Here is a 16,204-nt window from a genome sequence, read left to right as displayed (position 1 = left end):
AATTAACAGTAATTTTGTCAGTCCACTAATTCCACCAAAATTTCTGTCAGAGCAGATTCCTGCTCTGTTGATGACTTAGGTAATTGCTGTCCAGAAGAAATGTGCTCCAAAACTTTAATATGTTCATTAACCACATGAGTCCAGTTCCGGTGTCGTAATTGCTCAAAGGTTTTTGACTGGATTTCGAGTAGTTGTTGACGGTGTTGTATTGCCCATTCCATTTTATTGGCCATATCTTCCCAGCTATAGGGATCAAAAAAACTGAACTTTTGTAATACTGGATCGGTTAACACTTCCTCAGCAACTGAAATTCTTGACATTACGACAGGCGTTCCTACCGATAAGGCTTCTGTAAATGTAAATGGACACCCTCCCTCACTCAGGCTTGGATTGACAACCAAATCAGCAGATTTGTAAAAAGCAGCCAACTCCTCTACAGATAAGCCATGAAGGCAAAACACCTCTTTTTGCAGGGAATGCTTAATAATAAACTCCTGTACGCCTTTGAACGCTTTAGTATCACCGGTGAGAATCAGCTTATGAGGCCTAAGATTCTTCCTGAGAAGATGCACATAAGCCCTGAGCAGAGTAATTATATTTTTGTTCGGTCTGAATTGGCTGGCATAAAACAAAAACTTGAACTCGACATTTCTGAAATTCCTAATGTAGCTGTTTTTACTTCGCGATAATGCTTGCCCTATCAAATTATGACAATAGGCTCTGGATAAACTATCCGCTCTTTTTCCCTGCTCATGCATGGGCAACACGAAGGATTCCAGTGTAGAGGGTGCATGCTCAATCACGGCTATATTCTCTGGGTCGATTCCATAACGATCAACCAAAACCTTCCACTTGATAGTCTCACTGTATACGGCAAAATATTTTCCAGCGTAAATAGCAGATTCCAGAGCTTTAAAATTGTCCAGGAACCGATTGCCGCCAATATCACAAAATCCGATAGGAAATTCTGATAATACAACATCTGGAACACACATCAGTTTTGGACCCTGTATTCGATTAAAAGAGGGCCAGAATGCGGTGGGCGCATACCATGCACGAACCTGGGTTTGCTGGTCGATTACCTGATGCAGCTGCTGTATTTCAATTTCCTCCATTAATTTGAAAAGCTTAACGAGCACCCGGCTATCTTTTGGAGTATCCAGCCTTGAAACCGCCTGCTCTGTGCGTCTTTCAAAGGACTTGAACAGAGCGAGTTTCTTCAATTTCTTACCATCAAATGTCTTGTAAAGGTAGACGCCCAGTGCAACTACAAATGCGATAGCCACCAACGCAGGAAAGCACAATCCTAAAAGCATCAATAGCAAAACACCTGGATCGAAAATCAATTTCAGCAAAGAAGAAAATGTACGTGCCTGAACTAATTTTTTTGTACTGCGGCGAACAATCCTTAAGAACCTGGGCTTGATTTCAGTTTTAAAAATACGGCTCAAGCGACCCGATTTTTGTTTTCTTTTTCTTAAAGAGGAATAAAACTCATAACAGCGTAAAATGTAGGGTATTGAAGCGGGCGATACAATTTTAAAGTTATTCTCTGGTACATTCTCACTTTTAAACAATTCTATAAGCGATTGTCGCGACCAGCTCGGGCAGGCGATAATAAAACAAACGTCCTGGCGATCGGCTGCGCCCTTTAAAAAAGAAGCCAGATAACGTCCCAGGCCCTCATGTTTTAGATTAACAGTGGGAGGATAAGCTAAATATATTCCATAATATTTTACAGACATTCGCGTACCACCCTCCAATACTCACTAGCTAGTTTCTCAACCTGCCGCTCAGCTAATTTCGCGTCTGCTGGCAACAATTTCTTCATTGGCTGATAATTGTTCTCCATTTCTTTTAACCCGGCAGCCATTAATCCTGGATTATCAGGATTCATCCAGGTCAAATTTAAACTGAAAGTTTCGTTCATTTCACGCATTGCCGGATAATCACTGCTTAGCGAGGGAACGTTTAAACTGGCGGCCTCAACAACACTTCCTGTTCCATTGTCAATCCGGCATGGATGCCAAAGGAATTTAGCGCCTGCCAATTTATTCTGATACTCAAGTTCAGATAACTCACCCCAGAATATAATTTTTTCCTGTGAATTTTTAAGCGCTGAAATATTTTGACGAGTTTGAGTAGAAACTGTTTCTAAAATATCCTGGGCGTTTACCCCGGTTACATGACAGGCAAATTTTCCATCCAGGCGGGTGTAATAGATATATAATGCTGTGAGTGCATTCTCAAGGTTCTTGTGAAGTGCCTTATTGGTTGTCCAAAGAAAATAGGGTTGTTCCGGGATAGACCAGGATTCTTCTATCTTAAAGAAGTCCATCAGCATTGGAACCTGTTTCACTTTTTGAGGCTCTATTCCAAAATACTGGTGGACATCTTCTTTCGTAAATTGAGTGGTTACCAGCACCCCGTTCGCCTGGCGTACCGCCTCTATGCAACCAATGTCATCAGAAGGCAGGATGGCAGGGATATAGCGCTGAATACAGTCATAAATAATGTAAAGATTGGGTCGTATCGGCAGGAGAGGCAAGTTCATTCTGTCAGAAACTACAATCCAAAGATCACAGTCAAGCGAGTCATTAATCCCATCATCCGGCACACAATAGCTTCGGCTGGTAGGTTCCCAGTCGTCATAACCGGCATAGCGCATAGCACGCCTGGCTTCAGGGGACGACAGTATTTTCCACTGGTAGCTGCGCCGCTGCACGCCGGGAAATAATGTATCCCAGTCTTCTTCAGAATAGATACCTGGCTCATCAAGATGGAAAAAAACAACCTCAGCAGGCTCCTGCCACTCCCTGCTGCCCTGATATAATGCTTGTGTAATCAATTTGGCTGCTTTAAGAGTTCCGCCTCGGTACCCGATAGGCAGTATGACTGCAATTTTTTTGCGAGGAGCCAGTGTAAAAGCGGGTCTTTGCTGTTGTGGCTTACTTAACTCTTTTAAAACCTGGGTAAATGAATTGCGCCAGGCGGATTCACAATGTTTCCAACTAATCTGTTCGAGAATACTGAGCTGGGTTTTGCGAATCTCATTGATAAAGTCCCAGTCATCATTCAGGATTCGTTTTATTTTTTCCTGAGCTTCGCTAATGTTCAGGCATCTTCCAGGGAGATAAGAACCTCCGAGCTGGTCAAGCACTCCGCCAGCCATAAAGATCAATGGCATACCTGACTGGATTGCTTCCAGAGGATATTTGTGAAGGTATCTTTGCTCCTCGTTATAATAGAACATGACCCGCATTTCACGTAAATTTACTTTGTGTTCTGCTTTGGGCTGGAATCTTAGAATATTATTTGCATTTTTTGGCATAAATTGCTGTTCCCCGGCTATCACATAAGGGAAACCAGCAAAATCCTTGCTAAATTTTTCCTGGGTTTTCTTATTATAACTATTACGAGCCAGATCAGGACAAACAAAAAATATCGACTTGTCACTACCTTCCCATGACTCTGCCATCGCAGGTTCAGTTAAACCAACTGGCAGGTAGATTGCTCGTTTTTTAATATACTCGGGCTCATTAGCTTTGATATTTTCAAATGCTTCTCCGAACCAGAATCGGGAGCCGAGAGACCTTACCAGTCTTGGATTGCTGCAGCTGTTCAGCAAATGAAGATTTATAATACTGGAATAGGCAAGTTCATTCGGGATTCCGTAGGCGCGTAAAATCAGGGTCCCTTTGAATTGATTAACAAATCGGGATATCCCGGCCCCCCCCCAATGAATGAAAGCAATATCAAAATAGTCGTTTGCAATCGCAATCGCTTCGTCATCAGGAGTTGAATACCAGTCTGTGTGATTTAACAGGCTTATTTTTTCCTCAGGTATGCTTAAACCAGCATCTTCAGAATAATCAATAGCATCAGGAATGTGCGTGCAGGAAACTGGTGAGATTTTAGGTAAGTAAATTTCATGGATGCCTAGTGTTTTTAACATGGCAATCTCAAACTTTTTGGCGTCGGCGTCATGAATCAGCCACATCACTCTCACTGGTTTGTGACTCTCAGGTTGATGCTGGCTCGTTACACAATTTATTTGCATTTTACCTATCACTCATAATCATTCAATTTACGACAGCTGGCTTCCGGGGAGCTCCTGCGATGAGCGTATTTTTTTTGCCGGCGACCCTGCATACACACCGGGTTCGTGGATGTCTTTGATCACTGTGCTGCCAGCTCCAATAATCACATTATCGGAGATACTCACCCGATCACGGATAACTGCACCCGCACCGACAAATACAAATTTACCCACTGACACATATCCGGCTAAAACCGTATTAACCGAGATGTGACTAAAATCGCCCACTGAGCAATCGTGCTCGACGATTGCGCCTGTATTAATAATACATCCTCGTCCAATTGTGGCCTGTGGTCCGATGCTTGCCAAATGGCCCACAAAACAACCGCTACCGATCGAGGCTCCCAGAGACAGATTACTTTTTGGTGAGATTATCGAAGCAATCTGCCATTGTTTCTTAATTGCCTGATTCATTTGTTGCTCGCGTCGGCTGTTATCTCCTGAAGCTAAGCAGCAATCCCGAGTTTGATCAGGATAAGTATTGAATACCGGGAAATTGATAAACTGCTCTTGAGGCCGGGCGTTTGAGTCAACAAATACCAATTGCCTGTAACCAGCAGAAAACGCCACATCAGCAACGCTTCTGGCATGTCCGCCATATCCCATGACCACAAGCAGGATGTTAGATTTATCCATACTTAGGCAACGCTAAGCTCATTTATTTGGTGGTAGAAGGCAATAGCCTTGGTTATTTCACCATCAAAAACAAGCTCGCCATGATGGAAAACAAGCCCTCTCTCACATAGATTTTTTAATGCGGAAAAATCATGGGACGCTAAAACAAGAATTTCTGCTCTTTCAATCAGACTGTGTATACGGTCTTTCGCTTTGAGCATAAAATTTGCATCCCCAGCACCAATGACCTCATCCAGCAATAAGATATCGCCACCTACCGTTGTCGAAATCGCGAATGCCAGGCGAACCTGCATCCCTGCCGAATAGGTTTTGATCGGATAGTCTATAAACTCGCCCAGTCCAGAAAATTGAACGATTTCCGCTTCTTTTTCTTTCATGAATCGTGGCGTCAAGCCTAACAGCAGACCACGATAGAGAATATTTTCGCGGCCTGTCGCATCAGGCTCAAATCCTAAACTTAAATCGAAAAGTGAGCGGATCTGACCGCAGACATCCAGCTTTCCAGATGAAATTGGGTAAAGTCCGGCTACAGTTTTTAAAAAGGTGCTCTTGCCAGCACCATTATGGCCAAGTAAGCCAACACGCTCACCCTGCTCGATAGTCAGGCTCACATTTTTCAATGCATGAATATCTGACATCAAATGTTTATTTTGTTTTGGTCTGGCGAGTTTACTCAGTAAGGACTTGAGCGAACGCTCCTGATAGGCGACAGAGGAATACACCAGGTTCACATTTTCCAGTTTGATATAATTTTTTCTCATAAATAAAATATCACTCGACGTTCTGATTTTCGACCGACCAGCACCGCTAGGCAAAAGAAAATAAATGCTGCGCACAGACAAGCCAGATAGTTAGTAAGCGTTGGCCACTTGCCTTCCAGCACAGGAGCACGGATTATTTGCAGCAGATGGTATACCGGATTGTAATCAACCAGCCCTCCAAGCCCGCCGCTACGAAACATTTTTTCTTCAAAATAGACAGGTGAGATAAACCAGATCATCTGTAAAATTAATCCCATTGCATGTGGAATGTCTCTGAATCTTGGCCCCAGATAAGCCAGCAGGCTCGCTAATGGCCAGACAATTAATGCGAGTATTGGAAAAAATGTGAAAATGGCCAGCCAACTCAAGCCAAAATTTTCAGGCATCACTACAACAGCCCAAACCCACAGTACTGTACTGGCCAGCGCCAACACAATGATGTTGCATAAAAGCAGGCGCAGGGTATATATGGCCAGAGGATGCCTGCATTGCTTAATATAGGCATCAGCCTGTACAAAAGCGAGGGAGCCGCCAGTTAAGGTGGAGCCAATAAACTCCCAGACAATCAAGCCTGACAGAATATATGGCGCATAGCGTGTAATATCGATATGAAATAGTCTGCTGAATACCAACGACAAAAGTATAGTCATCCCCAATGGTTGAATAATTGACCACAAAATACCCATTGATGAACGACGCCACCGTGATCTTAAATCAGAAAGAGCAAGATGTGACCAAAAATACCGGGATGACCAAATGCCTTTTAAATAATTATTCATAAACAATCTTTTTTAACCAGTTTTTATCAAAACTGACTGCAGAGCAGTTCAATAAATTGATGTAAATGACTAGTGCAGAATAATACGCTAGTTATGGTGATAAATAAAGCAATTCATTATGACCAGTTATTATACAAGTCCCTGCTTATATCAAAAAAAAGACCTTATGATTTCACAGATATAAGCCACATCCTTATACTCAAGCATCGGGGAGCTAGGCAAATTTATCCCGCGTTCAGACAGCGATTGAGCGACCGGAAACTCTCCTTTTGCAGCACAGTGCGGTAGCTGATGCGATGGATGGAAGAATGGCCGTGTTTCTATGCCTTTGGCTTTCATGAAATCGCGAAGCGGCTGGCGTTGGTTTGCATCATCAACGATAATTGAACACATCCAGAAAGAATGTCGCGTATTTTCCATTTCTTCATGTGAGTACAAAGGCAAATCGACCAATCCTTCTTTATACCAGGCAGCGATTTCGCGTTTTTTAGCGAGAATTGCATCTGCTTGTTCCAATTGGGCCAGGCCAATTGCAGCACAAATATTGGTCATCCGATAATTGTAGGCCACGATATTATGCCAGTACTCGCGTTCCGGAGAAACGCCCTGATTTTTAAGATGACAGGCGCGCTCATGCAATGCTTTCGTTTTGCAAAGGACCATACCGCCTTCGCCGGTGGTAATCGTTTTATTACCAAAAAAACTAAAAGTAGCCACATCACCAAAGGTACCCACATGCTGACCCTTATAAAGCGTGCCAAAGGCTTCTGCACAATCCTCAATTAAATACAGCTGGTGCTCTTTGCAGATAGCAGTCAGTTGATCCATTTCGCAGGGCAGGCCATAAAGATGCACGGCCATCACTGCTTTGGTACGTGGTGTAATTTTACGGATAACATCCGCAGGATCAATTTGCAGGCTTGGCTCTAATGAATCGACATAAACCGGTGTGGCGCCAGTCTGGAGAATGGTATTCACTGAGGCAACATAAGTCAGTGTAGGCACGATTACTTCGTCACCTTCACCCAAGCCCAGCGCTTCCAGGGCCAGGTGAATAGCTACGGTGCCATTGGAAACAGTGGTTGCATAGGGCGAGCCGGTATACTCTGCAAAAGCCTTCTCAAATCTGGAAATGAATTCACCCTTGGAGGAGATCCAGGTGGAATCCAGACATTGATTAACATATTCTTTCTCACGACCACTAAAATACGGTTGATAGACTGGGATCATTCTGTGTTCACCTGCTAAACATTATTCATTGAAATTGGTATATTTAAAACCGTGCTGGCGCATCAAATCATCGCGTTGGGCTTCTTTCAAGTCTTCACTCATCATCTCAGTGACCAATTCTTCAAATGTCGTTTTAGGCTCCCAACCTAACTTCTCTTTTGCTTTAGTGGCATCACCAAGCAGAGTTTCTACTTCAGCAGGCCGGAAATAGCGTGGGTCCACCTCAACGATACAGCGGCCGGTTTTGGCATCGTATCCCTTTTCCTGCTCGTTCTCGCCTTCCCATTGAATGTCAATCTCTATCTTTCTGGCTGCAATTTCAACAAATTCGCGTACAGAATGCTGCTTTCCAGTGGCAATCACGAAGTCTTCCGCTTGATCTTGCTGTAGCATCAGCCACTGCATTTCCACGTAATCACGAGCATGTCCCCAGTCACGCAAGGCGTTTAAGTTACCCAGATAGAGTTTATCCTGGAAACCCAGTTTTATTCTTGCCAGAGCGCGGGTAATTTTACGAGTAACAAACGTTTCTCCGCGAATAGGGGATTCGTGATTGAACAAAATCCCGTTGCAAGCATAGATCCCATACGCTTCTCGGTAGTTTACAGTCATCCAGTAAGCATAAAGTTTGGCAACTGCATAGGGGCTTCGTGGATAGAAGGGCGTAGTTTCACGCTGAGGAACTTCCTGCACTAATCCGTACAGCTCAGAGGTGCTCGCCTGGTAAAAGCGGGTTTTTTTCTCAAGGCCGGTAATTCGTATTGCTTCAAGCAGTCTTAATGCGCCCAGAGCATCTGAATTGGCGGTGTACTCAGGCTCTTCAAATGAGACAGCGACATGGCTTTGCGCTGCCAGGTTATAAATTTCATCCGGCTGTACTTGCTGCACAATACGGACAAGGCTTGAGGAATCCGTTAAATCACCATGATGCAAGGTTAAATCATAACCTTTGCAATGAGGATCATGGTACAGATGGTCGATACGCGCTGTATTAAACAAAGAAGATCGACGTTTGATACCATGAACTTCATAGCCTTTTGCCAATAGTAATTCAGCAAGATAAGCTCCATCTTGTCCAGTGATACCAGTAATTAATGCGACTTTCTTTTGCATGCTATTTCCTCAACCACCATTTCGTATTTGTTGCTAATTAAAAAACGTGAGCTAGTCTGCGTGGATTAATGACTCCACTTCACGTACCCGTTCGTTAACCAGAGAATGACAACCACGCGATTCAATATTAAGACGTAATAAGGGCTCAGTATTGGAGGCGCGAATATTCATTCGCCACTGACTGAACTCAAGACTTAAGCCATCGGTTCTATCGACATGAGGAGTTTCTTCTCCGGTCTTTGCATTTAAGTAATAATTTAACACCCTTTCAAGAACCGGTTTCACATCGGTAACCTTGTAATTTAGTTCGCCGCTGCAGGGATAAAGCGACATTCTTTCCTTGACCAGTTGCGATAATGTTTTACCTGTTCTCGATAATAACTCAAGAACGAGCAGCCAGGGGATCATCCCGCTATCACAATAGGCAAAATTCCGAAAATAATGATGGGCGCTCATCTCGCCGCCGTAAATGGCATTCTCCTGCCGCATTCTTTCTTTAATAAAGGCATGCCCCGTTTTACTTTGGATAGCCAGACCACCGGCATTGCTCACCACATCGATGGTATTCCAGGTGAGTCTGGGATCATAAATGATTTTTTCAGCGGGATATTGTTTAAGAAAGGTGGCGGCCAATAACCCCACTATGTAATACCCCTCAATAAACTGGCCTTCTTCGTCAAAGAGAAAACAGCGGTCAAAATCACCATCCCAGGCAATACCCATTGCCGCCTGGTGTTGCTTTACCGCATCAGCGGTTGAGGAACGATTTTCCGGCAGCAGGGGATTAGGAATACCATTGGGAAAATGTCCATCCGGCTCATGATTAATCTTGATAAACTGAATGGGGATACTGCGTTGCTTAAAACGCTTTTCCAATTCATCTATCACATGACCTGCTGCACCATTTCCGGCATTGACCACCAATTGGCAAGGCCTTATCGTCTGTAGGTCAATATATTCAAGCAAATGATCGCAATAGGCCTGCAATATACTTTGCTGTATGCAGCTTCCTTTTCTGGAAGGAGTAGTGAATTCACTCTGTTCAGCAAGGCGTTGAATTTCTCTAAGCCCGCTATCGCCGCTAATTGGCAGCGCTTTGGGTCCGACCATTTTCATGCCGTTATAATTCATAGGATTATGGCTGGCCGTCACCTCGATGCCGCCATCGACATCCCAGTGAAATGATGCGAAATAGACTTCTTCGGTGCCGGTCAGGCCTAAATCAATAACATCCGCACCGGCATCATTAATTCCTCGGATGAGTGCCGCCTTTAGAGATTCTGTCGACAGCCGGATATCACCGCCAACTACCAGACGTTTGGCATTCAGAAACTGCGCAAAGGCCCTGCCAATGCGATAAGCAATTGACTCATCAAGGTCAATACCCAGTTGCCCGCGTATATCATAGGCTTTAAAACAGGTTAAAGCAGTCATTACACTCGCCCATAATTATCTTCAAATCGGATAATATCATCTTCCCCGAGATATTCTCCACTTTGAACTTCAATCATGACCAGATTCAGCACCCCAGGATTTTCCAAACGATGCCGATGTCCTGCGGGGATGTAAGTGGACTGGTTCATTCCCACCAGCATTTCCTGATCGCCATTAACAACTTTTGCCATACCGCTGACCACAATCCAGTGCTCGCTGCGATGGTGGTGCATTTGTAAACTTAAACTGGCACCCGGTTTTACTTCGATGCGCTTGATTTTGAAATTGGTACCTTCTTCCAATACGGTGTAAGTACCCCAGGGCCGATGAACCGTACGGTGCAATTTATGCGTTTCGTGACCTCGCGCCTTTAGTTCAGCATAAACATGCTTTACATCCTGGGCACGTTGATTATTCGCGACCAACAGGGCATCCGGTGTATCAATGATAATTAAATCATCTACACCAACAGCTCCTACCAAACGGTCATTACTCTGAATATAACAATTACTGCTTTCATGAATTAACGCCTGGCCTTCAACGCGGTTTCCTGCTTCATCAGGTGTTGATAAATCGCCGATTGCCCGCCAGGAGCCGATATCGCTCCAGCCAATATTGCAAGGCACTACTGCGACTTTTGAATTATGCGATGCTGGCTCCATTACCGCATAGTCTATGGAATTATCGGGTACTTCAGCGAATAAGGCAGAGTCAAGATGAACCTGCTCCGAACCCTGGCTAACATCATGCCTTGAAGCTGAAATGCAGCTGGCCGTTGCCTGTAATATTTCGGGACAAAACTGTTCTAATGCTTCCAGTATGCGGCCTGCTGTGAAGCAAAACATACCCGAGTTCCACAAATAATTACCAGAATCGATAAATGCCTGGGCATTTTCTTTTGATGGTTTTTCAACGAAACGGTTTACTGAATAGCCTTCCGGTTTGCCTTCCTGCGTCTTAAGATTAATCGGCTCAGTAATATTGGCTTCAATGTAACCATAGCCCGTTTCCGGATGATTGGGCTCAATACCAAACGTAACCAGATGACCTGCCGCTGCCAGCATGCTTGCCTGGGCAACTGCTGTCTGAAAAGCATCCTGATTATCAATCAGATGATCCGCTGCCAAAACCAGCATAACAGCATCATCCCCGTATTTTTTAGCAATCGTCAGTGCAGAAGATGCAATCGCTGCGGTGGTATTTTTACCAAAAGGCTCAAGAATAAATGAGGTATAAAGCGACTCACTGTTGACTTCGCGATAAACATCCTGAGTTTTGAAAAATAACTCACGATTGGTAACCGTCATTATTTCTTTAACACCAGGAATCAAAGCGCCGCGTATAAATGCTTTTTGTAATAAACTTTGGCCGTCACTGAGTTGAATAAAAGGCTTGGGATGTAATTCACGCGAAACTGGCCATAAGCGGGAACCAGCTCCTCCGCATAAAATTGTTGGTATTATTTGCATTAAATCCTCACTGAAATCCTGAAAACTTCGGGGCGAATAGTCTGTTGGCATGCCTTTGTAAAACGCTGCATATAAAGATTTTCTCGGAGTTTACCCTAGTCCTTGGCAGAATGGAACCTTAACCCCTTGGTTAAATGATGAGCTCTCGATAGATATTGGCATAATCAGCAGCCATTTTATCTGCTGTGAAATGTTTAAGATAGCGGCTTCGCGCATTTTCTCCCATTGCAGCAGCTCTTTCCGGGTTACTCCACAACTCAGTTAAAGCCTCTTTTAACTTCAAGGGGTTTTCTGGCGGAATAACGAGGCCAGTTTCCTGATGCTGATTGATAAAGCTGGTCCCTGAACCGATTTCACAGGAAATTAATGGTTTGCCAGCCATCGCCGCCTCAAGAAGGGAAATCCCGAATGCTTCCGAGCGTAAATGGGAGGGAAATACGAAAGCGTAAGAAAGCTTAAGCAAGGCCATTTTATCTTCGTCTTCCAGGGCACCCGCAAAATAAAGCTGTTTTAAACCAAGCGATTCTGCCTGCTGTTTCAATGCGGCTTCTTCAGGTCCGCTTCCCACAATGACAACCGGATAATCCAGATCTTTCAACGACATCAATAAGGTATGCAGACCTTTATAATAGCGAAGCATTCCTACAAACAGAAAAAAGCGCTGGCCTAACCGTTGCCGCCAAAAGTCCAGTTTCTCCTTAGCAGGAAGAGGATACATCGATTCATCGAGTCCGATAGGTATAATGCTGGTTTTTTCTTTATAACGATTAAGCACCTCACTTGTTGCCAGATAATTTGGCGAGGTAGCAACTATTCGATCGACTCGTCCTAAAAAAGCATGCATTAAAGGCTGATAAAGTTTTAACAGATTTTTTTGCCGGACGATATCTGAATGATAGGTGACCACCGTTGGTTTTTTTATCCGTGAGGCAAAATGCACCACATCCATAAACGGCCATGGAAAATGATAATGGATAACATCGGCTGCATTGGCTAGCAGCCGGAAACGCTGGATAGCTGAAAATGAAAATCCGGTCGAAGCCAGTTGAAAGTTCAGCGGGGCACGATGAACCCTATGACCTGCAAACTCGGTAGTGCCCGCCGTCTTGTCTTTGCTTAAGGATAATACTTCACTGGAAACGCCTTGGGAGCTCACGCTATTAATAAGCTGATAGATAAATTGCTCCACCCCACCCTTGCTGTCAGTAATATAGGTCTTGTAAAAATGAAGGACGCGCATTCCAACCTGCTTTACCTGGAAATAATCCCGAATTGTAAAAGGCTAAGCCGTTTCTGTAAAGCTAACAGCTTTTTATGCGGTCATTGCGAGGGGTGTTACGTAAATGAAGATAAGCACAAAAAATCGTCTTTGCGAGCGTTAGCGAAGCAATCTCCTTACTTTGTTCAAGGTTCGATCTGGATTGCTTCACTAACGTTCGCAAAGATACAGGTTTCAAGTCAATTATTGCTTATCAAAAAGCGCAGCCTTCTGTGCTTTGGTCAGGCGCACATTTAGCTCCCAGCTGCCGTCCTCATTGATGCTTTCCGATTTAACCGCATTTAACTGATATAAACTGGCTCGAAGTTTGGCCTGATCAGGTGCAAGACGAAGCATTTCATCAGTGACCTGGCCATGCAAATGAATTGCGATCGCCTCGCGCAATCCATCTAGTCCAATCCCGGTTTTAGCGGATAACCATACTTTGCTGCCTTCCGCTTGCTGGTCGACTCTGGGTGTCCAACCCTCTTGCTGATCAATTTTGTTAAAAACCTGAATTATAGGAATATCATCTACCTCTATCTCAGCCAAAACCTGTTCTACAGCCGCGACATTTTCCCGCCAGATAGGATCAGCGATGTCAACTACATGCAGTAAAAGATCTGCTTCCTGTGTTTCCTCCAGCGTGGCGCGAAAAGCCTCCACTAGCTGATGCGGCAGATCGCGAATGAAACCTACGGTGTCGGCCAGAATAATGGACCCTGAGCCCGGCAGATCGACCTTACGCATTGTGGGATCAAGCGTTGCAAACAGCTGATTGGCTGCATAGATTTGTTCACCCGTTAAGGCATTGAATAATGTTGATTTTCCAGCGTTGGTATAACCCACCAGCGAGACGGTCGGCATTGCTGCTTTTTGTCTGGCACGTCGGTTTTGATCACGGCTTCGCCTTACTTTTTCCAGACGTTTGTTAATATAGCGGATTCGTTCACGCAGCAGCCGTCGGTCAGTTTCGAGCTGGGTTTCCCCAGGGCCCCTTAAACCAATTCCCCCTTTCTGACGCTCCAAATGGGTCCATCCGCGAACCAGCCGAGTCGACAAATGCTGCAATTGGGCGAGCTCAACCTGCAACTTTCCCTCAAATGTTCGAGCGCGCTGGGCGAAAATATCAAGAATCAAACCACTGCGATCAACGACTCTGCATTGAAGCAATCGCTCAAGGTTTCGCTCCTGAGAAGGAGAAAGCTCATGATTCACCAGCACCAGTTCCGCCTTGTGCTCTTCCACTTGTTGCTGAATTTCTTCTGCCTTACCCAAGCCAACATAATATTTCGCTTCAGGTACTGCTCTGCTGCCAGTAACAACTGCAACCACCTCAGCTTTTGCTGAAGTGGCCAGCTCTTTAAATTCCTGTAGCGCTCTTTCTGCATTTAATTCAGGAAGAGCCAATTGCACGAGAATGGCACGTTCGCCAGCTTTAGGTCGTTCAAACACTCAGTACTACCATTAATCAAAGTCTTTATTTTATCAGTCTGCCATATTTTCATCTTCCTCACCAGCAGGAATTTTAATCATCCGGGCAGGAACAACGGTTGATATGGCATGCTTATAAACCATTTGCGTCACCGAATTCTTCAACATTACAACATATTGATCGAATGAATCCACAAGCCCATGCAGTTTAATCCCATTAACCAGAAACACGGACACTGGTACTTTTTCTTTGCGTAGTTCATTCAGAAATGGATCTTGCAGTAAGGAATTTTTAGACATTGCCCTCTCCTTATTATTATTATTGAGGCCAACAACACTCAATACTGATGTCGACCCCTCAAAAAAAAACTTTAATTTTTTTCATTACATCTGTTGTTGATTAAGTTACTATTTATTCGCCCGTCAGAATGACAGTATGAACAAATCGGGGCAGTACCCAACTATAGAAGGAGTTTTACATGCAATTTTCTAAAGAAGCGCTTGCCGGTCTGGCAGATAAATCACAGGATGCATATGCTGCACTTTTTAATGATGGATCCATAGATCAACCTGAAAACCACGCTGTAATGAATGAGCTGGACGATGAAACACAGCGTTTAATTGCCATTAACGTCATTCGTAACTGCCCGAAGGAGCAATTGAGCAGTCTCACTCCAAGAACTCAGGCGTTGCGCGCAACTGCAGCAAATCCCTTTGCCACAAAAATACAGGATGCTTATCACGTATTTGATCGGGTCAATGTTATTACAGATAAACCCCATATTGCTTATAAGGCCTGGGCACAAAACTTCAAGCCAGAAACATTTCACGCCAATGCTGATTTTGCCAATGAACTATTGGGCGATAATAAATCTCAACAGGAAAGAGCTCAGTTACTTGCTGAAAAAACACCCGGTAACAATTTGTACTCATTAATAAGAAATGTAAAAGCTGCTTTCCCGGAAACCCAGGTAGTAAGGGGCGCTTTAGGAACTAGTAAACATAGCTTTGCTCAACATGTTAAACGTGCATTGCAGGCAGCTGACCACATTGATTCTTTAGCGACTTGTAAAGAAGACAGCGAATTAGTTACGCATTTGGAGAAACTGACCAAGCATTTTGCAACTTATCCCAATGTCGGCACTCGACCTATTATTACTAGTGCGAAGGAAGATCTGGCAAACCGCATCGCCGGCATGAATTTAGCAAATCGTGCAGCAGCCTGTAATCACTTAACTGCGCTTTGTCCAAAGGAGGGCTCTAATATATTTACTGAAATTGCCGACCTGGTGAAGAACAAGGTACGAGCAGCTCATGATCATAGCGAAGACGCCGATTTTGCAACCTCTCGTCAAGGCAAAGATGCGGCTTCTAAATCCGATGCGCCCGACTCTCCTAAATTGGTGAACCCTGGAAAACTCAAATGCGGTATATTTGGAGGTTGTTCTACTTCTAAAGCCGAAGACAATGGCGACTATTATTCGGACAGCGATACAGAAGAAGAGAAAAAGGGATCTTGCTGGAGCTGGGGTCAGTAGCTACTAGTCGGGTTCTTTACTGACACTGTTTTGAGATATTTCTTACAGCAGCGTCATCATATAACCTTAGGAGTAAAAATCAGATTTAAGTATACTTAAATTAAAGGGATGACAGGGATTGTCTGACAGGAAGTCAGCGAAGGGACCAGCACATGGAATGTGCTTCGCCGCAAGGATGTGGCTTTTTTCTTTTATATTATACTGAAGTATTCTTTTTTTTCTAAAATTATCTATTCTTAATTATTCAATTTACTTTTTGTTGAACTATAAAGAACACCTGAAATTTCATCGCAGGCATACAGCATTCAACTTAAGAGAAGCACTCAAAATATTTATTACTCAGAGGTAAGAATAAGGGTAAAGATCAACCCTCACCCTAGCCCTCACTGCCTTTAAGTTAAGGAATCCTCATAGGTTGGACTCTTGGCCCACGCAAAGAGTTGAACCACTCCA

Annotated in this window: 13 protein-coding genes; 1 reads left to right on the top strand and 12 read right to left on the bottom strand. The window is 44.0% G+C overall.

Features of this window, described 5'->3' with window-relative positions:
• Positions 1-17: 17 nt before the first annotated feature.
• From LXA66_RS15145 to hfq, 12 genes are all read right to left on the bottom strand, one after another.
• Positions 18-1,745, bottom strand: coding sequence for a glycosyltransferase (locus LXA66_RS15145; protein WP_233013811.1), 1,728 nt, complete (start codon positions 1,743-1,745; stop codon positions 18-20).
• On the bottom strand, positions 1,736-4,060 hold the full coding sequence (locus tag LXA66_RS15140; protein WP_233013810.1) for a glycosyltransferase: 2,325 nt from the start codon (positions 4,058-4,060) through the stop codon (positions 1,736-1,738). Before LXA66_RS15140 ends, LXA66_RS15145 begins: the two co-directional genes overlap by 10 nt.
• A 27-nt stretch (positions 4,061-4,087) precedes the next feature.
• A complete protein-coding gene (locus tag LXA66_RS15135; protein ID WP_233013809.1) occupies positions 4,088-4,735 on the bottom strand; it encodes an acetyltransferase in 648 nt (215 codons plus the stop codon).
• 2 nt (positions 4,736-4,737) lie between these two features.
• Positions 4,738-5,496: an ABC transporter ATP-binding protein gene (locus LXA66_RS15130; RefSeq protein ID WP_233013808.1), complete on the bottom strand. Its 759-nt coding sequence runs from the start codon at positions 5,494-5,496 to the stop codon at positions 4,738-4,740.
• Positions 5,493-6,275, bottom strand: coding sequence for an ABC transporter permease (locus LXA66_RS15125; protein WP_233013807.1), 783 nt, complete (start codon positions 6,273-6,275; stop codon positions 5,493-5,495). Before LXA66_RS15125 ends, LXA66_RS15130 begins: the two co-directional genes overlap by 4 nt.
• A 150-nt stretch (positions 6,276-6,425) precedes the next feature.
• On the bottom strand, positions 6,426-7,505 hold the full coding sequence (locus LXA66_RS15120; protein ID WP_233013806.1) for a DegT/DnrJ/EryC1/StrS aminotransferase family protein: 1,080 nt from the start codon (positions 7,503-7,505) through the stop codon (positions 6,426-6,428).
• Positions 7,506-7,526: 21 nt separating this feature from the next.
• On the bottom strand, positions 7,527-8,618 hold the full coding sequence (gmd, locus tag LXA66_RS15115) for a GDP-mannose 4,6-dehydratase (RefSeq protein ID WP_133139464.1): 1,092 nt from the start codon (positions 8,616-8,618) through the stop codon (positions 7,527-7,529).
• A 51-nt stretch (positions 8,619-8,669) separates the two neighbouring features.
• Positions 8,670-10,052, bottom strand: a complete 1,383-nt coding sequence (locus LXA66_RS15110) for a phosphomannomutase CpsG (RefSeq protein WP_233013805.1) — start codon at positions 10,050-10,052, stop codon at positions 8,670-8,672.
• Positions 10,052-11,521 (bottom strand): mannose-1-phosphate guanylyltransferase/mannose-6-phosphate isomerase, encoded by a 1,470-nt coding sequence (locus LXA66_RS15105; RefSeq protein WP_233013804.1) that lies wholly within the window; start codon positions 11,519-11,521, stop codon positions 10,052-10,054. The genes LXA66_RS15110 and LXA66_RS15105 overlap by 1 nt, the downstream gene beginning before the upstream one ends.
• A 130-nt stretch (positions 11,522-11,651) precedes the next feature.
• Positions 11,652-12,761 carry a glycosyltransferase family 4 protein gene (locus LXA66_RS15100; RefSeq protein ID WP_233013803.1) on the bottom strand — a complete coding sequence of 370 codons (1,110 nt, stop codon included), beginning with the start codon at positions 12,759-12,761 and terminating at the stop codon, positions 11,652-11,654.
• A gap of 222 nt (positions 12,762-12,983) precedes the next feature.
• Positions 12,984-14,234 carry a ribosome rescue GTPase HflX gene (gene hflX, locus LXA66_RS15095; RefSeq protein WP_233013802.1) on the bottom strand — a complete coding sequence of 417 codons (1,251 nt, stop codon included), beginning with the start codon at positions 14,232-14,234 and terminating at the stop codon, positions 12,984-12,986.
• Positions 14,235-14,267: 33 nt separating this feature from the next.
• Positions 14,268-14,513 carry an RNA chaperone Hfq gene (hfq, locus tag LXA66_RS15090; protein WP_058506916.1) on the bottom strand — a complete coding sequence of 82 codons (246 nt, stop codon included), beginning with the start codon at positions 14,511-14,513 and terminating at the stop codon, positions 14,268-14,270.
• Positions 14,514-14,692: 179 nt separating this feature from the next.
• Between hfq and LXA66_RS15085 the strand changes: the two genes are divergently transcribed.
• Positions 14,693-15,751, top strand: coding sequence for a hypothetical protein (locus LXA66_RS15085; RefSeq protein ID WP_233013801.1), 1,059 nt, complete (start codon positions 14,693-14,695; stop codon positions 15,749-15,751).
• Positions 15,752-16,204: the final 453 nt, after the last annotated feature.

The organism is Legionella sp. 16cNR16C, assembly GCF_021297775.1.
Taxonomy (GTDB): Bacteria; Pseudomonadota; Gammaproteobacteria; order Legionellales; family Legionellaceae; genus Legionella_C; species Legionella_C quinlivanii_A.
Note: the sequence above shows the minus strand (reverse complement) of the source record. Positions and strands in the feature narration are given on the sequence as shown.